The organism is Tessaracoccus yangjingae (genome assembly GCF_055326235.1).
Genome location: NZ_JBUZNN010000002.1, coordinates 210,387 through 229,745 on the forward strand (window position 1 = coordinate 210,387; position 19,359 = coordinate 229,745).

A 19,359-nucleotide genomic window follows, 5' to 3' on the forward strand; every position below is an offset into this window, starting at 1 on the left:
GGGACGGTCAGGCCTTGGCGACCTGCTGGCGGTACGCCTCGGCCTCCCAGGTCTCGATGAAGCGGCGCTCCGCCTCGTTGAGGGCGCGGACCCGGCCCAGGGCGCTGGCGGCGCGGCCGACGGTGAGGGCGTCGACGTAGACCTGCAGGGCGGTGGTGGCCGACTTCTCCGAGTCGCCGGCCGCCGCAACACCAGAGCCCGGCACCACCACGATCACCGGGTCCACGCCGCGGGCCTCGCGGAACGCGGCCAGCGCGGCCGGGACCTCGTCGGCGCCGCCCACCGCGAGGGGGAACGAGCCGGCGTAGACGATCTGATCCGGGATGAGCGGGCCCTCGACGAGGAACCGCGCCCCCGCCTCGGTGGCGGGGAAGGCGCGCGCGATGTCGCCGTCGTCGGTGGCCACCGCGACGGCGCCCAGCGCGGAGCGGAACGCCTCGGCCACGGCTCCGAGGTCTGCGCCGGCGGCAGTCGACGGCTGGTCGGCGGAGGCGGCCGCGACCGCCTCCTCGATGCGGGCCAGGATCCGGTAGCTCTCGGCGCGCACGTCGTCGGAGTTGTCCCCGGCGACGATGAGGCCGTGGTTCATGAGGAACGTCGCCTTGGGCGCGGGCTGGCCGGTGCGGGCCGAGAACTCGTCGCGGCGGGCCGCGATCTCGCGGGCCAGCGGCAGGCCGGGATCCACGTAGGCCACCCAGAGCACGTCGTTGCCGAACAGCTCGGCGGTGAGGCGCTCGCCGTCGGCGTTGCACGTGATGGCGTTGATGAGCAGCGGGTGGGTGTGGAACACGTAGGTGTCCGGGATGAGCGCGTGGAACAGGATCTCCACCGACGGACGGCGGGGGCCGGCGTCGCGGCGGGCGAGCCCCGCGATGTGGTTGACCGGATCACCCAGGCTGGGGTCGGGGTCCGGCGCGTCCAGCGAGTCGAGCAGCACCTGCAGGTCCAGCGGCACCAGGTCCTCGGCGGTGATGGAGGCCAGCGAGACGCCGCTGGGCTTGATCCACAGCACGCCGTCGGCCTTCGCCGACGAGTTGCCGCCGCCGGCCCGCACGAAGCTGGGGTTGGCGCCGAACTCGTTGGAGAGCGCGGTGATCTCGGCGAGCTCCTTCTCGGGGCGGGGGAGGAACTGGGTCACGGTGGTGGAGGCCATCACGGTCTTTCTGAGGTCGGTGAGGGTGCCGCCGAGGATGCCGACGGCGCGGGCCTGGATGAGGCAGTTGCCGAGCGCCGTCGCCTCGACCGGGCCGGCCGAGACGGGGAGCCCGGTGCGGTCCGCGGCGCGCTGGCAGAGCAGGCGGTTCTGGGAGCCGCCGCCGACGATGACGAGGCGACGGGGGGTGCGGCCGGTGATCGCGGCGAGCTCGTCGACCACGTCGGCGTAGGCGTCGGCCAGCGACTCGATGAGGGCACGGGTGAACACCGCCGGGTCCTCGAGCCGCTCGTCGCCGCCGGCCAGGGCCTTGACGCGGCCGACCATGTCGCCGGGGGGCAGCAGGCTGGGGTGGGTGGCGTCGAAGTGGGGGGCGTCGGTCACCGCGCGGGCCGCCTCGACCAGGTCCGGCACGGACAGCTCGCGGCCCTGAGCGGCCCAGTGGCGCACGGCCTCGGACAGGATCCACAGCCCCATGACGTTCTTGAGGTAGCGCACCGTGGAATCCACGCCGCCCTCGTTGGTGAGGTTCGCCCGCCGAGACTCCTCAGTGAGGATCGGGGCGTCGAGCTCCATGCCCACCAGGGACCAGGTGCCCGAGGAGATGAACACATCGTCGGCCTCGAGGGGCGCTCCGACGACCGCCGAGGCGGTGTCGTGCGAGCCGACGGCCACCAGCGGCACGCCGGCGGCGGGCCCGGCGACGATCTCGCCGACGACCGTGCCCGGCTCCACCACGTCGGCGAAGATCCGTGCCGGGAGTCCGAGGCGGTCGATCAGCTTCCAGTCCCACTGGCCGGTGCGCGGATCGAGCAGGGCGGTGGTGGAGGCGTTGGTGCGCTCGGCCACCTCCCGGCCGGTCAGCCAGTAGCCCAGCAGGTCGGGCAGCATGAGGAAGCGGGTGGCGCGCTCCAGGCGGCCGGAGGCGAGGTCGTCGGCCAACTGGTTGACCGTGTTGAACGGCACGTCCTGCAGGCCGACGCGCGAGTACAGCTCCGCCTCGGAGATCCGCTCGCGGACCAGGGCGCGCCCCCGCTCGGTGCGGGGGTCGCGGTAATTGAAGGGGAGTTCGAGCAGTCCGTCATCGCCGAGGAGGCCGTAGTCGACCGCCCAGCAGTCGATGCCGAGCGCGGCCACCCCGTGCGGGGCGGCCTCCATGGCGCGGCCGATGCCCGCCTGGATCTCGGCGAACAGGGCCACGGCGTCGAGCCGGAGCCCGTCGTCGGTCTGCCGGGCGGCGGTGGAGAACCGGTGCACCTCGTCGAGCGAGACGCGCCCGTCGACGAACGTGGCCAGCACCACCCGGCCGCTGGTGGCCCCCAGGTCCACAGCGATGACGGACTGCTTCGGCATCAGGCGCCCCAGCCGGCCTGGGCCCCGCCGACGCGCTCCTCGGCGATCTTCGCCAGGTAGCCGGAGGCCGCGAAGGCCGCCATCGGGTCGGCGGCAAGGCCGCGACCCTCACGCCACTCGGCAAGCATCGGCCGCACGTCGGTGTAGAACGCGTCCATGAGGATGGCGTGCGCGCCCAGGACGTCGTTGCGGTCCTGGGCCGCCTGCAGCGCGTCGGCGTCGACGAGCAGCGCGCGGGCCGTCATCTCCTGGACGTTGAGCACGGAGCGGATCTGGCCGGGGATCTTGTCCTCGATGTTGTGGCACTGGTCGAGCATGAAGGCGACGCCGGTGGCCGGGTCGAAGCCGCCGCCGCGGCGGACCTCCCACAGGATGCGGAACAGCTGGAACGGATCGGCAGCGCCCACCACGAGGTCGTCGTCGGCGTAGAAGCGCGAGTTGAAGTCGAACGAGCCGAGCTTCCCGAGGCGCAGCAGCTGGGCGACGATGAACTCGATGTTGGTGCCAGGCGCGTGGTGGCCGGTGTCCAGGCAGACGAGCGCCCGGTCGCCCAGCGCGTTGACGTGCGCGTACGAGGTGCCCCAGTCCGGGACGTCCATGTGGTAGAACGCCGGCTCGAAGAACTTGTACTCCAGCACGAGCCGCTGGTCGGCCCCGAGCTGGCTGTAGATCTTGGCCAGCGAGTCCGCCAGCCAGTCCTGACGACGGCGGATGTCGCCCTGGCCGGGGTAGTTGGTGCCGTCGGCGAGCCAGATCTTGAGGTCCTGCGAACCGATCTCGGTCATGATCTCGAGGCACTCGAGGTGATGGTCGATCGCCATCTGCCGGACCTTCGGATCGTTGTGCGCGAGGCTGCCGAACTTGTAGGCCTCGTCCTGGAAGGTGTTGGAGTTGACAGTGCCCAACTCGACGCCGAGGTCCGCAGCGTAGGACTTGAGCGCGGCCCAGTCGTCGACCTTGTCCCAGGGGTAGTGCAGGGCGACCTTCGGCGAGAGGCCGGTGTAGAGGTTCACCTGGGCCGCGTCGGCCAGCTTCTCCTGGATGGTGCGGGGGGTGCCCGGGGTGCCGAAGACGCGGAAGCGGGTGCCGGAGTTGCCGTAGGCCCAGGACGGGACCTCGATCACCTGGTCCTCGAGTTGCTTGCTGATGGTGCTGATCATGAGGCGCCTCCTTGCGCGATTAAATCGTTTCAGTATGAGCTATTGAAACGATACAACTATGAGTGTGAGAGGTCAATGCCGCCCCCGCGATCCGCGTGTGGTGCTCATGAGGAGATGCTGGACGCGCGGGGGACGAGGGTGGGGGTGTAGGTGACGGTGCGGTGCTCGTGCTCGCGCCCGGACTCGTGGTCGTCGATCTCCTCGAGGAGCAGCTCGGCCGCCGTCGCGCCGAGCTCGCGACGGGGCTGCGCCACCGACGACAGGGGCACGGCGGCCGCGGCGGCGAAGTCGATGTCGTCGTAGCCGACGATGGCCACGTCCTGCGGGACCCGGATCCTGGCCGCGACGAGGCCCTGGAGCAGCCCGATGGCGATCATGTCGTTGGCGCAGAAGATGCCCGTGGGGCGCTCGGCGGGGGGCAGCAGGGCCAGCTGCTCGGCTGCCGCCCTCCCCGAGGCGAAGTCGAGCGCGTCGACGGAGACCGCCAGGAGGCTCACCCCCGCGTCGGCGGCAGCGCCCTCGGCGCCCTCGCGGCGGTCCCGCACCTGGGCCAGCGTCGACGGGCCGCCGACGAAGGCGAGCGCGGTGTGGCCCTGGGCGATGAGGTGCTCGGCGGCGATCCGGCCGCCCGCCTCGTCGTCGACGCCGACGGTGCAGCCCGTCCCGCCGTGCGCGCGGTCCACCAGGACGGTGGGGATCCGCGTCTGGAGGAGGGACTCGACCTCCGGCGGCGTGGCGCCGATGGGCCCGAGGATCACGCCACGCACCCGCTGGTCGCGGAAGGAGCGCAGAGCGGAGGCCTCGCGCTCCGGGCGGTTGTCCGAGTCGCCGATGGTGGCCGCGTAGCCCGCCTCCTCCAGCCGGCCCTGGGCGCCGCGGAGGACGTCGGCGAAGAACGGGTTGGCGACGTCCATGACGGCGAGGCCGATCACGCGGCTCTTGCCCGCGCGCAGGGCCTGCGCCTGCTGGTTGGGTGCCCAGCCGAGCGTGCGGATGGCCTCCTCTACCCGCTCCCTCGTGGCGGGCAGCACCCGCTCCGGGTTGTTGACCACGTTGGAGACCGTGCCTATCGACACCCGCGCCTTGTCGGCGACGTCACGCATGCTGAGGCGCGGAAGGGGGTTCACCTGACTCCGATCGGTCTCCGGGGGCTGCGCATACTGTACGCGCCGGAGCCCGTGGGGCCGTGCGCGACGAGGTTGCCGCGACGGCGACCCCGCCGCGCTGGTCATCCCTTCACCGCCCCCGACGTCATGCCGGCCACGATCTGGCGCTGGAAGAAGATGTACATGATCAGCGGCGGGATGGTGATGAGCAGGATGTTGGTGAACAGCAGGTTGTACGAGGTGTTGAACTGGCTCTGGAAGTTGAACAGCGTCAGCTGCACCGTCGCGTTCTGATCCCCCGGAAGGAAGTACAGCGGGTTCTGGAAGTCGTTGAACACGAACACCGACTGCACCACCACGACGGTGACGATGACGCCGCGCAGCAGCGGAAGGATCACCTGGAAGAACAGCCGCATGGGGCCGGCGCCGTCGACGATGGCGGCCTCGTCGATCTCCTTGGGGATGCCGGCGATGAACGCCCGCATCATGAGCACGGTGAAGGACAGGCCGAACGCCACCTCGATGAGGATCAGGCCGGGCAGGGTCTTGAAGATGCCGAGGGTCTGCATCACCCAGATGGTGGGCACAACGGCCGGCGGGATGATGAGGCCGGCGAGGACCAGCCCGTTGATCCACGGGTTGAGCCAGCTCTTGCGGCGCTGGAGCACGTAGGCGATCATCGCGCCGAAGATCACCATCAGCGTGACGCTGGCCACCGTGAGGATGGTGGAGTTGATGAAGGCGATGATGAGCATGAAGTCCCGGGTCTGGACGACCGTGACGATGTTCTCCCACAGCACGATCTGCTCCGGCCAGGAGAACTGCAGCAGGTTTGCCTCCTGCTGCGGCTTCATGGCGGTGAGCAGGATGAACGCGAAGGGCAGCAGGAAGATCACGCTCGTGAGGGCGATCCCGATGATGCCGATGATGTAGCCGATTGGCCTCATCTTGGTCACTGGGCCACCTCCTTGGAGTTGAGCCACCGCGAGAGCGGGTAGATGATCGCGGTCACGACGATGAAGAGGATCACGTTGCCAGCGGTGGAGAGGCCGTAGAAGCCGGCCTGGTACTGCTTGTAGATCACCGAGGCGATGACGTCCGAGGCGAAGCCGGGTCCGCCCTGGGTGGTGGTCCAGATGAGGTCGAAGGACCGCAGCCCGCCGATGAGGGAGAGGATGATCACCGTCGAGGTGGCCGGGAAGGACAGCGGCAGCATGATGTTGCGGAAGATGTCCCAGGCGCTGGCGCCGTCCACCTTGGCCGCCTCGTAGTACTCCTGCGGGATGGCCACGAGCCCGGCGATGTAGATGAGGGTGGCCAGGCCGATGCCCTTCCACACGTCGATGGCGGCCACGGTGAGCAGCGCGATGTTCGGGTCGACGAGCCAGCGCGGCCCCTCGATGCCCACCACGCCCAGGGCGGCGTTGACCACGCCCGAGGTGGGGTTGAGCAGCACCTGGAAGGTCAGGCCCACGCCCACGGCGGAGACCAGCACGGGGAAGAAGGTCACCGATCGCAGGTATCCGCGCGCCCAGATGTGCTGCACCAGCACGACGGCGAGCAGCATGCCCAGCACCACCTTGGAGCCGGAGGTCACGAACGCGTAGATGAGGGTGTTGACCAGGGCGCCGACCAGGCCTGGCTCGCTGAAGAAGGTGACGAAGTTGTCGAACCCGACGAAGGTGGCCTTGAAGAGCGTCCAGCGGGTGAACGCAAAGTAGAAGGACAGGGCCGTAGGCACGATGAAGAGGGCGATGAAGACGATGCCGCCCGGCAGGAAGAACCACAGCGGGTAGCTCTTGTCGATGTGCACGGGCGAGATGCGCGGCTTGGCGCCTTGGCGCGGCTCGGTGGCCGGGCGCGCGGAGGTAGAGGTGGCGGACACGGAAGGCTCCTTGGCTGGCTGAATGTCACGTCGTCGTGGGCGGCGTCGGCGCCGCTGGTTTCAGTGTGTGTGAAACGGGGGAGGAGGGTGGGGGAGGAGCGAACAACCCCCACCCTCCGCGGGTGCGATCCGGCTCACGCGCCGGGGTGGATCACCAGCCTTCGAGGCCCAGCTGCTGGGCCTGCTTCTCCACGTCCTGGTCGTACAGGGCGGCGCCGTCGGCGGCCGAGCGGATGCCGGAGCCCACCTCGACGGTGATCTTCTCGAGGTTCGGGCCCTTCACGGGGGACAGGAACTCGAGCGCCGGGCTGGCCTTGCCCTCGTCGAAGTAGACCTGCAGGTCGCCCACGGCGGCCGGGAGGTCCGTCGGCAGCTCGCAGCCCTTGACCAGGTACGGGCCGGTGGGCGTCACTGCTGCGGTCTGCGCATCGCAGGCCTCGGGCGTGGCCACCCAGTCGACGAACTTCTTGGCGGCCTCGAGCTTGTCGCCCTCGGTGGTCTTGGGGATGTAGAGACCGGCGGGGGTCCAGGCGGTGAGGCCGTTGTCTGCCGCGTCGTCACCGGGCTGGGCGAAGAAGCCGATGTTCTCGGCCGCGTCGTCGGACAGGCCCACGTAGGTGTTGATGACGAAGGACAGCATCGGGTAGTGCGCGCCGGACCCGGTGACGAGCTGGTTGAGTGCCTGGTCCAGCTTCGCGGTGGCGAAGTCCTCGTTCATGTACCCGGCCTTGTAGACCTCCTCGAGGCGCTGGAAGCCCTTGATGGCAGGCTCGTCGACGTACTTGGCCTGGTTGGCGGTGTACTTCTCGGCCCAGTCGGGCTGGACGGCCGTCACGTTGTGGAAGTCGGCCAGGATGAACAGCTGGGAGGTCCAGGTGTCGCCGTAGCTCTGGATGACCGGGTCGATGCCGGCGGCCTTGATCTTCTCGTTGTTGGCCATGAACTCGTCCCACGTGGTGGGCACCTCGAGGCCGAGGTCGGCGTAGACGGCCTTGTTGTAGAGGATGCCGCCTCCCATGGCCTGGCCGACGGGCACGCCGAACATGGCGTCGCCGCTGCTGACCGCGGGCTTGAAGGCGTCGTCCACCCGGTCCATGAGGGCCTCGCCCGACAGGTCCACCAGAGTGGTGTTGGGGTCGAGCGCCTGGAGCAGTGATCCGGAGTTGTACCAGAAGACGTCGCTCATCTCGTCGGTGGCGAGCCGGGTCTTGACGACGTTGTCGCCGTCCGTGCCCTGCGGGCGGGTCTCGACCTCGACGACCACCTCGGCCTGCGCGGCGTTGAAGCCGTCGGCGATGGCCTGCGCCGTGTTGAGCGAGGTCTCGGAGTTGTCGACGAGCAGGGTGATCTCGACGGCCTCAGCGGCGGGGGCGCCGCTTCCCGAGGTGGTGGGGTCGTCTGTGGAGCCGAGCGATCCGGGGCTGCAGGCGGCCAGCGCGGCGGCCGCGACGATCGCCATGCTGGCGATTCCGGTCTTCTTGAGATTCATGTAGTGCCCTCCGTTGGACTCAATCAGATGAAACGTTTCATCTGCATGTTGAAAGGTTAAAATGTCGGCCCTGGGCCTGTCAAGCTTTTGTAGGTATCAGTTTGGTCACGGCCGACGCCGGGGAGCGTCGGCCGTAGCCAACTGCGGTTCGTCAGGTGAGGCTCTCGCGCACCACGGCCAGGATCTCGTCCCGGCCGCCGTCGCTACCGCCCAGGGTGAAGGCGTCCACTAGCACCTCGACGGAGTCGTCGAGATGGGCCGCCATGCGGTCGGCCACCGAGGCCTCGTCGGTGAAGTGCACCATGCCCCTCAGCGGCGCCGCGATGGTGCCCTCCACGAAGCGGTCCCACCGGGCGGGATCGTCCATGAGCTCGCGCACCGTGGCGGGCGGGCCGTAGACCGGCTCGGGCAGCGACACGCGCCACTCGTGCGTCCCGGAGCCCACCTCGACGGCGGTCCCAGGCAGGTCCACCTCCGCGGTCACGCCGGCGGGAATCGTGGCCGAGACCACCACCTCGTCGCCCTCGCGGCGCCACCCCACCGAGATCTCCCCGAAGGGCGACAGGTGGCGGGCCCGGGCGTGGGTCAGCCCGCCGCCCGGCCTGGGCGCGATCCTGATCCGCCGGTACCCCGGCTCGACGGGCGCGAGGCCGGCGACGGTGCGGTGCAGCCAGTCGGCCACCGCGCCCAGCGCGTAGTGGTTGAACGACGTCATCTCGCCCGGGTTGATGGTGCCGTCGGGCAGCATCGAGTCCCAGCGCTCCCAGATCGTCGTGGCGCCCATGGTCACCGGGTAGAGCCACGAGGGGCACCCGGTCTGCAGCAGCAGACGGTAGGCGGTCTCCACGTGGCCGTTGTCGGCCAGCGCGTCGGTCACCAGGGGAGTGCCGACGAAGCCCGTGGAGATCCGGAAGCCCGAGATCCGCACCAGGTCGGCCAACCGGGAGGCCGCGGCGGCGCGCTGGTCGTCGCCGTCGAGGAGGCCGAACACCAGGGCCATGGCGTAGACGGTCTGCGCGTCGCTGAGGATGCGGCCTCCGGGGGTGACGAACTCCCGGCGGAACCCTGCCAGGGCCCTGTCAGCCACGGAGCGGGCGTACGCCTCGGTGTCGGCGTCGCCGACGACGGCGGCGGCCTTCGCCGTGAAGTCGGCGCTGCGGTAGACGTGGCCGGTGGCCACCACGTCGGGGTCCGCCTTGGCCTTGGCGGGCTCGTGCGGCGGCGCGGTGGGGTCCAGCCAGTCGCCGAACTGGAAGCCGCCGGACCACACGCCGTCGTCGCCGGCGGCCTTGTCGAGGAACTCCACCCACCGTCGCATGCTGGGGAGCTGCCGGGCAAGGACCGCCTCGTCGGAGGTGCGCTCGTGCAGGACGGTGGGCACGATGGCCGCCGCGTCGCCCCAGGCCGTCGCCACCATGTTTCCGAGCACGTTCGGCACCACGATGGGGACGCCGCCGTCGTCGAATTGGTCGGCCTCCAGGTCGCGCAGCCAGGAGCGCAGGAATCCGGTGGCGTCGTAGAGGAACTCGGCCGTGGGCGTGAACACCTGGATGTCGCCTGTCCAGCCGAGGCGCTCGTCGCGCTGCGGGCAGTCGGTGGGCACGTCGAGGAAGTTGCCGCGCATGCCCCACACCACGTTCTCGTGGAGCTGGTTGAGCTGCTCGTGGGAGGACTCGAACCAGCCGGTGCGCTCCATGTCGCTGTGGATGACCACCGCCTCGACCGAGACGATCTCGGACTCAGCCACGCCGTCGACGCGGGCGAAGCGGAAGCCGTGGAACGTGAAGGTGGGCTCGAGGACCTCGTCGCCCGTACCGGCCAGGTAGTAGGTGTCGGTGGCCTTGGCGGTGCGGAGCGGGCGGATGCCGAGCTCGTCGTGCTCGAGCACCTCGGCCTGGGTCACGACGACCTCGCGGCCGGACTCGGCGCGCACGGTCAGGCGCACCCAGCCCACCACGTTCTGGCCGAAGTCGATCAACAGCGCGCCCGAGGGGGAGCGCCACATCGTCTTCGACGGCACGGTCTGCGTGATGCGCACCGGCGGGCCGTCGGGGGAGACCAGGAGGCTGAGGTCGGCGTCGACCACCTCGACGGCGTCGTCGCCCTGCGGCCCGGTGATGCGCAGGTCGGTGGTGCAGCCGTCGTAGATGTCGTCGGCGAGGACGCGCCAGGTGTGCGCGCGCCAGGTGGCGTCGGTGCCCAACACGTGGCGGGTGCCGTCCTCGGTGAGGACCTCGAGCTGGGCGAGCAGGGCCAGGCGGTCGCCGTAGAGGGCGCGGCGGTTGCCCCACGTGAGGCGGCCGCGGTACCACCCGTTGCCCAGCAGGGCGCTCACGTCGTTGGCGCCCTCGCGCAGGAGGTCCGTGACGTCGTGGGTCTGGTAGCGCAGGCGATGGCCGTAGGTGGTCCATCCCGGGGCGAGATACTCGTCGCCGACGCGGGTGCCGTTGAGGCTCATCTCGTACAGGCCGTGGGCGGTGACGTGCAGCCGCGCGCTGACGATGCCCGCGGGGAGCTGCCAGGCCGTGGTCAGCAGGGGGGCCGGGGTGAGGATGCCGCCCAGCGTGACCGGGGAGACGAAGCGCGCCTGCCAGTCCTCGGGGGCCAGCAGGCCGGCCTCGACGGCCACCGGCTCGCTCCACGCGGCCCACTGCCCGTCCGCACCGCGCGCCCGGACGCGCACGACGGCGCGCTCCCGCGACGCCAGCGGCGCCTGCGGCCAGGGCACGAACAGCTGGTCCGCCGACTCCTCCTCGTGGGTGACGACGGCGCCGTCACGGTCGATCTCGACGGCGTAGGCGGACTGGACCCAGCCGTCCGGCGCGTCGACGACCTGCCAGGACAGGCGCGGGGCCGGGTCGCCGAGCCCGAGGACGGCGGCGGAGATGGGGCGGTTCTCGATTCGGAGCCGCGTGGTTCTACTCATGGTTGTGATCCTCGACGGTGAGAGACGGACGTTTCGCCATGAAACGTTTCATGTCCATGGTGGACCCCGCCGTCCACCCGCGTCAAGCAGATTCCCAAAAGTCGTGAAGCGTTTCATCGGGGGGCCTCAGGGTCTAGGGTTCTGCCATGACAGGGAAGGGGCCGGGCAGGCTCCCGAGCATGAACGACGTGGCCCGCGAGGCCGGCGTCTCTCTCGGCACGGTGTCCAATGTGCTCAACCGTCCTCAGGGGTGCCGGCCCGAGACCGTCGAGCGGGTCCAGGCCGCCATCGACCGCCTGGGCTTCGTGCGCAACCTCAACGCCCGCGCCCTCGTCGGGGCCACGTCGCACACCATCGGGCTCAACGTGTTCGACCTGAGCAACAGCCTCTTCGTCGACATCGCGCGCGGCGCGCAGTCCGAGGTGCGTCGTCGGGGCCACCAGCTGGTGATCACCGACTCCGACACCGACGAGGCGCAGCAGCGCGAGCACCTCGACTACTTCGACGAGACCCGGGTGGCGGGCGTGCTGCTGGCCCCGCAGTTCGACCCCTGGGCGGACATCGGGCGGTTAGCCTCGCACGGCCGCCGCGTGGTGGTGCTCAACCACGACACCCCCGGCGCCACCTGGTCCTGCGTCCTGGTGGACAACGAACACGTGGGCTACCTGGCGGCCACCCACCTGATCGCCCGCGGCTGCCGTCGGCTCGCGTTCGTGAACGTGCGCGAGTCGCTCCAGCCCGCCGATGAGCGGCGCCGGGGCGTGGGCCGGGCCGTGGCGGAGGCCCCGGGCGTCGAGCTGACCGAGCTGTTCGTCGACGACCTGCAGGTCCAGGGCGGGATCGCCGCCGGGCTGGCGCTCGCCGCGACACCGGCGGACCAGCGCCCCGACGGGGTCATCTGCGTCGCGGACCTCACCGGGATGGCCATCGTCCAGGTGCTGGCCAACAGAGGGATCCGCGTCCCCGCAGACGTGATGGTGATGGGCTGCGACGCCAACATCAACGCCTGGGGCGGGCCGGTCACGCTCACCACCGTCGCGCAGCACGGCGACGAGATGGGCGCCTCCGGGGCCCGGATCCTCCTCGACGAGCTGGCCGACCCCACCCGCCCCATCACCCGGCATGTGATCAGGCCCGAGCTGATCGAGCGCTCCTCCACCGCGGGCGTCGCCCGCTGACGACGGGCCCGGAGGGTGGACGAGGTGGCCCGGGCATGGGGTGATCCGCCATGCTGGAGCCAGTCCCTGGGAGGAGTGCCATGGCCGCGACGATCACCGAAGCCTCGCTGAGGAGCTTCGTGCTCCAGCTGGGGGACAAGCACCCGCCGATCGGGCTGGGATCTGTGGACCGGACCGTGCGCAACCCCGAGGCGGTGCGGGCGCGTTTCGCCCACGTCATCGACTACCTCGCCCGCGTGGAGCTCGAGGTGGACCGCAACGTCCTGGAGCTGCTCACCCTCCTGCCCAACGTCAGCGAGGTGGACCGGATCTTCTACCAGGACGTCTGGTACGACCAGGAGATGGCCCACGGCTACCTGCTGGACCAGCTCCAGGGGGACCTGGGCATGGAGCCGCAGCCACCGTTCATGACCATTCCGCTGCGGATGAAGCTGCTCGGGGCGCTGGCGCACTGGGAGCCGGTCCACGACATCTCGCGGATGCTGTACTACCTGACCGGGGCGTCGACGGAGCGGCAGGCGGTGCTGGCCTACTCGTCGCTGATCAAGGAGCTCACCCGGATGGGGGAGTCGGCGATCGTCAACACGATCATCCACCCCATCAAGCAGCAGGAGCCCGGCCACTTCGCCTTCTACCGGATGAGCGCCGAGAAGATGGTCCAGGACGGGGAGCTCAAGCCCTGGCAGGTGCAGGTGACCAGGCTGCTGAGGTCGAAGTCGTTCACCATGGTGGGGGTGGACTACGTGAAGTACTACCAGAAGGAGTTCGGCGGGGTCATGGCCGAGCTGGGCATCGACGCTGAGATCGAGATCTACGCCCGCGAGATCGGGCGGCTCGAGGCGAAGTTGCTCTGGGCGAACGAGAAGGGCATGGACTTCCCGCCCTACTTCCTCAAGGCGCTGCGCGAGTCGGTCGAGATGTACCGCGGCGACAGGAGCTTCGACGCGCCGCGCCCCACCCAGTTCGTGCTCTGAGGCCGATTCGCCCGGCCCCGACGGCTGGGGTAAGCTTGCCGGGCTGCCTGGCGAGGGACCCCCAGGGGTCCGTGATCGACTAGCCAATCCTCGCTGGGCGCCCGCACGCGCAGATATCCAAGCTTGAGGAGTTCTTCCATGGCAGACGTCAACCTGACCGCCACCACCCGCACCGAGTTCGGCAAGGGCGCCTCGCGCCGCCTCCGTCGCGCCGGCTCCACCCCCGCCGTGCTCTACGGCCACGGCACCGATCCCGTCCACCTGGCCCTGCCCGCCCGCGAGACCTTCCTCGCGCTGCGTCAGGCCAACGTGCTGCTCCAGATCACCGTCGAGGGCCAGAAGCCGTTCCTCGCGCTGCCGAAGCAGGTCCAGCGCCACGCCATCCTGCACTCCATCGAGCACATCGACCTGGTGCTGGTGAAGGCCGGCGAGAAGGTCACCGTCGACGTGCCGATCGTGTTCTCCGGTGAGGCCGTCCGCGGCGCGCTGGTCAACCACGAGCTCAACAGCCTGACCGTCCTGGCCCCGGCCACCGACATCCCCAACGAGCTCCACGTCTCCATCGACGACCTGGCCATCGGCTCGCACCTGAGCGTCGCCGACATCACCCTCCCCGAGGGTGTCGAGGCCGCAGTTGAGGGCGACGTCGTGGTGGTCAGCGTCACGCAGGCCCCGGTCCAGGACCTCGGTGAGGGCTCCGCCGAGGCTGAGGCCGAGGGCGCCGCCGCGGCCGAGTGACCGATTCCACCTTCCTCGTGGTCGGGCTCGGGAACCCGGGCCCGGCCTACGAGTTCACCCGGCACAACGTCGGGTTCTGGGCCGTAGCGGACCTCGCGGACCGCTACGGCTCGTCGTTCTCCCTTAACTCGCGGCACCGGGCCGAGGTGGCCACCGTGACGCTGCCGGGCCCGGAGCCGATCCGGCTGGTGCTCGCGAAGCCAACCACGTACATGAACGACTCGGGCTCCGCGGTGAGGTCGTTGGCCGCGTTCCACAAGATCAAGCCGTCCCACGTCATCGCGATCCACGACGAGCTGGACCTGGACGCCGGCCGGCTGAGGGTCAAGACCGGCGGCGGGGACAACGGGCACAACGGGCTGAAGTCCATCCGGGCGCACCTGGGCACGGGCGACTTCCACCGCGTCCGCGTCGGCATCGGACGCCCGCCGGGCAGGCAGGACGCCGCCGCCTGGGTGCTGGCGAAGATGAAGCCCGCAGACCTCGAGGGCATGCGCGTCGACGCCGCGGTGGCGGCGGACGCCGTCGAGCTGCTGGTGCGGGAGGGCCTCGTGGCCACCCAGAACCGCTTCAACTCCTGAGCTCCCGCCGCGCGGGGCGTCCTTGGAGCTCGTGGAAGGATGATCCAGTGAAGTTTCCCGGATTGCTGCGCGCCCTCGAACAGGACCATGCCCTCGCCGCGACACTCGCGGACGCGCGCCGCTCAGGCGTCACCACGCTCGACGTCACCGCCGTCCCGCCGTTCTTCCCGCTCCTGACCGCGGCCATCGCGGAGGAGTCGGGGCGCACCGTCCTGCTCATCACCTCCACGTACCGCGAGGCCGAGCAGGTGACCGCCGAGCTCGCCGGCCTCCTCGGCGAGGAGGCCGTGGCCTACTACCCCGCCTGGGAGACCCTTCCCCACGAGCGGCTCTCGCCCCGGGCGGACACGGTCGGCCGCAGGCTCGCGGTGCTCCGCCGGCTCTCCGGCAAGGGCGAGCAGCCGCCGCCGCAGGTGGTCGTCGCGCCCATCCGCTCGGTCCTGCAGCCGCAGGTGAAGGGGCTGGCGGACATGGCGCCCGTGCGGCTCGCGGTGGGGGAGGAGTACCCGCTGTCCACGCTGCTGGCGGACCTCAGCGGCGCCGCCTACAACCGGGTGGACCTGGTGGAGCGTCGCGGCGAGTTCGCGGTGCGCGGCGGGATCGTCGACGTCTTCCCGCCCACGGCCGAGCACCCGGTGCGCATCGACTTCTTCGGCGACGAGATCGACGAGATCCGGTACTTCACCGTCGCTGACCAGCGCTCGACCGGTGAGAAGGTGGACACCGTCGTGGCGCCCCCGTGCCGCGAGCTCCTCCTCACGACGGGGGTGCGGGCCCGCGCCAGGCGCCTGGCCGCCGAGCACCCCGAGCTCGGCGACATGCTGGGCCGCATCGCGGAGGGCCAGGCCGTGGAGGGCATGGAGGCGCTCACCCCGGTGCTGGTGGACGGGCTGGAGCTCCTCGTCGACGTGCTGCCGAAGGACTCACTGGTGCTGGCGAGCTCGCCCGAGCTCATCCGCGCGCGCGCCGCGGAGCTGGTGCAGACCAGCCAGGAGTTCCTGGAGGCCAGTTGGGCCGCCGCCGCGGGGGGCGGGAAGTCGCCGGTGGACCTGGGGGCCTCCGCCTACTGGAACCTCGCCGACGTCCGGCACCATGCGCTGGGCATCGGGCACCGCTGGTGGTCCATGTCCCCGTTCGCGGCAGACGACGAGCCGCACGCCTACGACGCCGCCTCGGTCCACTCCCGCACCGTCAAGGTCACCACCACCGAGTCCTTCCGCGGCGACACCGAGGTGGCCACCCGGCACATCGCGGCGAAGCTGGCCGACGGGTGGGGCGTGATCCTCTGCGTCGAGGGTCGCGGCCTGGCGGCCCGGATGATCGAGGTGCTCGGTGAGGCGGGCATCGCCGCCGCCGTCGACGACCTCGCGCAGCCGCCGGCGCCGGGGCGCGTGTCCGTCGTGCTGTCGACGCTCAGGCAGGGCTGGCGGGCCGACGAGGCGAGGATCGAGGTCATCACCGCCGCCGAGCTGACCGGGCAGAGCGTCACGGACAAGGCCGAGCGCAAGCTCCCGGTCCGTCGCAAGGCCACCATCCAGCCCCTCGAGCTCAAAGCGGGGGACCCCGTCGTCCACGAGCAGCACGGCGTGGGCCGCTTCGTCGAGCTGGTGCAGCGCACCGTGCAGGGGGCCGTGCGGGACTACCTCGTGGTCGAGTACGCCGCCAGCAAGCGCGGGCATCCGGGAGACCGGCTCTACGTGCCGATGGACCAGCTGGACCAGCTCAGCCGCTACGTCGGCTCCGAGTCGCCCACCCTGGACAAGATGGGGGGCGCGGACTGGACCAAGCGCAAGGCGAAGGCGCGCAGCGCCGTCCGCGAGATCTCAGCGGAGCTGATCAAGCTCTACGCGGCCCGGCAGGCCACCAAGGGCCACGCCTTCGCCCCGGACAACGTGTGGCAGCGCGAGCTCGAGGACGCGTTCAGCTTCGTCGAGACCCCGGACCAGCTCTCCGCCATCACCGAGGTCAAGGCGGACATGGAGAAGCTCGTCCCCATGGACCGGCTCATCTGCGGCGACGTGGGCTACGGCAAGACCGAGATCGCGGTGAGGGCCGCGTTCAAGGCGGTGCAGGACGGCAAGCAGGTGGCCGTCCTCGTGCCCACCACGCTGCTGGTGACGCAGCACTACCAGACGTTCGCGTCGCGGTTCGCGGGCTTCCCCGTCCACCTGGCGCAGCTCTCCCGCTTCCAGTCGGACGCCGAGGCGAAGAAGGTGATCGACGGCCTGGCCACGGGCCGCGTCGACGTGGTGATCGGCACCCATCGCCTGTTCGGCAAGGAGGTCCAGTTCAAGGACCTCGGCCTGGTGATCATCGACGAGGAGCAGCGATTCGGCGTCGAGCACAAGGAGCGGCTCAAGGCCATGCGGGTCAACGTCGACGTGCTGTCGATGTCCGCCACTCCCATCCCGCGCACGCTCGAGATCGCGATCACCGGCATCCGCGAGATGAGCGTCATCGCCACGCCGCCCGAGGAGCGCCACCCCGTGCTGACCTTCGCCGGCCCGCACGACGACGCGCAGGTGAAGGCGGCCATCCGCCGCGAGCTCGCCCGCGAGGGCCAGGTGTTCTTCGTGCACAACCGCGTGGGCACCATCGAGAAGACCGCGGCCCACCTGCGCGAGCTCGTGCCGGAGGCCCGCGTGGTCACCGCGCACGGCCAGATGAGCGAGTCGCGGCTGGAGCAGGTGATGCTGGACTTCTGGGAGCGGCGGGCGGACGTACTGGTCTCCACCACCATCATCGAGGCCGGCCTCAACATCCAGACCGCCAACACCCTCATCATCGACCGGGCCGACACGCTCGGCCTGTCCCAGCTGCACCAGCTGCGCGGCCGCGTCGGCCGGTCCCGGGAGCGCGGCTACGCCTACTTCCTCTACCCGCCGGACAAGACGCTGACGGAGACCTCGCACGAGCGGCTGGCCACCATGGCGGCCAACACGGACCTGGGCGCCGGCATGGCCATCGCCATGCGCGACCTCGAACTGCGCGGCGCCGGCAACCTGCTGGGCGAGGACCAGTCCGGCCACATCGAGGGCGTCGGGTTCGACATGTACCTGCGCATGGTGGGCGAGGCCGTGGCCAGCTACCGCGGCGACGACACCGAGGCCGAGCCGCAGATGCGGGTGGAGCTGCCCATCGACGCGCACCTGCCGGAGGACTACATCTCCTCGGAGCGGCTGAGGCTGGAGATGTACAAGGAGATCGCCGAGATCCGCACGGAGGTGGACCTGGAGGCCGTGCGCGCCGAGATGGCGGACCGCTACGGCGAGCCGCCGGCCCCCGTCGAGGCGCTTCTCGGCGTGGCCCGCCTCCGCATGCTGGCCCGGGCACACGGCATCCAGGAGATCGTCCCGCAGGGCAAGGTGGTGCGGTTCTCGCCGGTGCACCTCCCGGAGTCGCGGCAGGTGCGGCTCCAGCGCCTCTACCCGGGGGCGTCGCTCAAGCCGGCCCAGGACCAGATGCTGGTGCCCAAGCCCGACGGCGACCACCTGGGCTGGGCCACCACGCTGCTGACCCAGCTGTTCGGCTGAGCCGGACCCGCCCGGCTGCCCCCGCGGGGGCTCTCAGTGGCATGCGCTAGGCTGACCGCGGTGCCCGCGCGGCACCACAGGCAGGTTCTCGAGAGGTCCCACATGTTGCTCAAGCGCGTTGTCCCGCTGGTCGCCGCCGCGGCCCTGTTCGCCGGCTGCAGCCCCATGCCGAGCACCGCCGTGCAGGTGGGCGACACGCGCGTCACGGAGGCCCAGGTGGACCGCGTCGTCGCCGGCTGCGAGGCCGCCGGGATCGGCCCGGACCAGGTGGACCGCCGCACGCTGGTGATGTCGGAGATCCTCGGCGCCGTCGCCGTCGAGATCGCGGCAGACCTGGACCAGACCGTGACCGACGAGGAGGCGCTCGCCGTCCTGCGGGAGACCGCGGGCGAGAGCCCCGCCCTGAACGACCCCGAGTGCGCGAGGATCGCGGCCGCCGGGTCCAAGCTGCAGATCCTGGTCTCCAAGCTCGGCGAGGACGCGGACATCGCGAAGCTCCAGGAGATGTTCGAGGCGGTCGAGGTGGACCTCAACCCGCGCTACGGCCAGTGGGATCCGGCGGGCGAGGGCGTCACCGGCACGGGCTCGATGTCGGTCCTCCCGTCCTGAGCGCCTCCCACCAGATGACCTCTGAGCTGGAGCGGCTGCGCCGGGTGATGGCGGAGCTGCGGGTCAAGTGCCCGTGGGACGCCGAGCAGACCCACCGCTCCCTGCTCAACCACCTCATCGAGGAGGCGTGCGAGGTGGTGGACGCCGTCGAGACCGGAGACGACGTCGAGCTGCAGGAGGAGCTGGGTGACCTGCTGCTCCAGGTCTACTTCCACGCCCGGATCGCCGAGGACGAGGGCCGGTTCACCCTCGACGACGTGGCCCGCGGCATCGCCGACAAGCTGGTCCGCCGCCACCCGCACGTGTTCGGCGACGAGGACGTCCCGGCAGACATGTGGCAGTCGTGGGAGGAACGCAAGCGCGCCGAGAAGGGCCGATCCTCCGCGCTGGAGGGCATCGCCGAGTCGCTCAGCGTGCTCGGCCGCGCCCACAAGGTGATCTCCCGCAGCCGGTCGCACGGCGTCGCGGTGGAGCTCGCGGACGAACCGCTCGACGAGGAGGGCGTGGGGCGCGCCATCATCGCGCTCGTCGCCCGCGCGCAGGCGCACGGCATCGACGCCGACGCGGCGGCCAGGCAGGCGCTGCGCGAACTCGAGGACCGCGTCCGCAGCGCGGAGAGTTAAGCCGTCCCGCCGCTGCCTTACCCCCTGTGGAAGCTAGGCTGGGCGACGAAA

14 protein-coding genes are annotated in these 19,359 nt (G+C 70.7%); 7 read left to right on the forward strand and 7 right to left on the reverse strand.

Annotated elements, in window-relative coordinates:
* Positions 1-7: 7 nt before the first annotated feature.
* The 7 genes from ACZK5D_RS03820 to ACZK5D_RS03850 all read right to left on the reverse strand — a co-directional run bounded on the left by ACZK5D_RS03820 (position 8) and on the right by ACZK5D_RS03850 (position 11,072).
* Positions 8-2,506: an FGGY-family carbohydrate kinase gene (locus ACZK5D_RS03820; protein WP_458996213.1), complete on the reverse strand. Its 2,499-nt coding sequence runs from the start codon at positions 2,504-2,506 to the stop codon at positions 8-10.
* Positions 2,506-3,666, reverse strand: coding sequence for an L-rhamnose isomerase (rhaI, locus tag ACZK5D_RS03825; RefSeq protein WP_458996214.1), 1,161 nt, complete (start codon positions 3,664-3,666; stop codon positions 2,506-2,508). The genes ACZK5D_RS03820 and rhaI overlap by 1 nt, the downstream gene beginning before the upstream one ends.
* A gap of 104 nt (positions 3,667-3,770) precedes the next feature.
* Complete coding sequence (locus ACZK5D_RS03830; protein ID WP_463664339.1) at positions 3,771-4,793, reverse strand: LacI family DNA-binding transcriptional regulator; 1,023 nt, start codon at positions 4,791-4,793, stop codon at positions 3,771-3,773.
* 101 nt (positions 4,794-4,894) lie between these two features.
* Positions 4,895-5,719, reverse strand: coding sequence for a carbohydrate ABC transporter permease (locus tag ACZK5D_RS03835; protein WP_458996492.1), 825 nt, complete (start codon positions 5,717-5,719; stop codon positions 4,895-4,897).
* 5 nt (positions 5,720-5,724) lie between these two features.
* A complete protein-coding gene (locus tag ACZK5D_RS03840) occupies positions 5,725-6,657 on the reverse strand; it encodes a carbohydrate ABC transporter permease (RefSeq protein WP_458996216.1) in 933 nt (310 codons plus the stop codon).
* Between the two features lie 151 nt (positions 6,658-6,808).
* Positions 6,809-8,146: an ABC transporter substrate-binding protein gene (locus tag ACZK5D_RS03845; RefSeq protein ID WP_458996217.1), complete on the reverse strand. Its 1,338-nt coding sequence runs from the start codon at positions 8,144-8,146 to the stop codon at positions 6,809-6,811.
* Between the two features lie 151 nt (positions 8,147-8,297).
* Positions 8,298-11,072, reverse strand: coding sequence for a family 78 glycoside hydrolase catalytic domain (locus tag ACZK5D_RS03850; RefSeq protein WP_463664340.1), 2,775 nt, complete (start codon positions 11,070-11,072; stop codon positions 8,298-8,300).
* A 179-nt stretch (positions 11,073-11,251) separates the two neighbouring features.
* On the opposite strand from ACZK5D_RS03850, the gene ACZK5D_RS03855 reads away from it, so the two are divergent.
* From ACZK5D_RS03855 to ACZK5D_RS03885, 7 genes are all read left to right on the forward strand, one after another.
* Positions 11,252-12,250, forward strand: coding sequence for a LacI family DNA-binding transcriptional regulator (locus tag ACZK5D_RS03855; RefSeq protein ID WP_458996219.1), 999 nt, complete (start codon positions 11,252-11,254; stop codon positions 12,248-12,250).
* Between the two features lie 80 nt (positions 12,251-12,330).
* Positions 12,331-13,224 (forward strand): GTP-binding protein LepA, encoded by an 894-nt coding sequence (locus ACZK5D_RS03860; protein ID WP_458996220.1) that lies wholly within the window; start codon positions 12,331-12,333, stop codon positions 13,222-13,224.
* 138 nt (positions 13,225-13,362) lie between these two features.
* On the forward strand, positions 13,363-13,962 hold the full coding sequence (locus ACZK5D_RS03865; protein ID WP_458996221.1) for a 50S ribosomal protein L25/general stress protein Ctc: 600 nt from the start codon (positions 13,363-13,365) through the stop codon (positions 13,960-13,962).
* A complete protein-coding gene (pth, locus tag ACZK5D_RS03870) occupies positions 13,959-14,543 on the forward strand; it encodes an aminoacyl-tRNA hydrolase (RefSeq protein WP_458996222.1) in 585 nt (194 codons plus the stop codon). Before ACZK5D_RS03865 ends, pth begins: the two co-directional genes overlap by 4 nt.
* A 47-nt stretch (positions 14,544-14,590) precedes the next feature.
* Positions 14,591-18,076 carry a transcription-repair coupling factor gene (gene mfd, locus ACZK5D_RS03875; protein WP_458996223.1) on the forward strand — a complete coding sequence of 1,162 codons (3,486 nt, stop codon included), beginning with the start codon at positions 14,591-14,593 and terminating at the stop codon, positions 18,074-18,076.
* Between the two features lie 102 nt (positions 18,077-18,178).
* Positions 18,179-18,685: a hypothetical protein gene (locus ACZK5D_RS03880; protein WP_458996224.1), complete on the forward strand. Its 507-nt coding sequence runs from the start codon at positions 18,179-18,181 to the stop codon at positions 18,683-18,685.
* A 14-nt stretch (positions 18,686-18,699) separates the two neighbouring features.
* The gene (locus ACZK5D_RS03885) at positions 18,700-19,308 is read left to right on the forward strand and encodes a nucleoside triphosphate pyrophosphohydrolase (protein WP_458996225.1); all 609 of its coding nucleotides are present in this window, start codon (positions 18,700-18,702) and stop codon (positions 19,306-19,308) included.
* Positions 19,309-19,359: the final 51 nt, after the last annotated feature.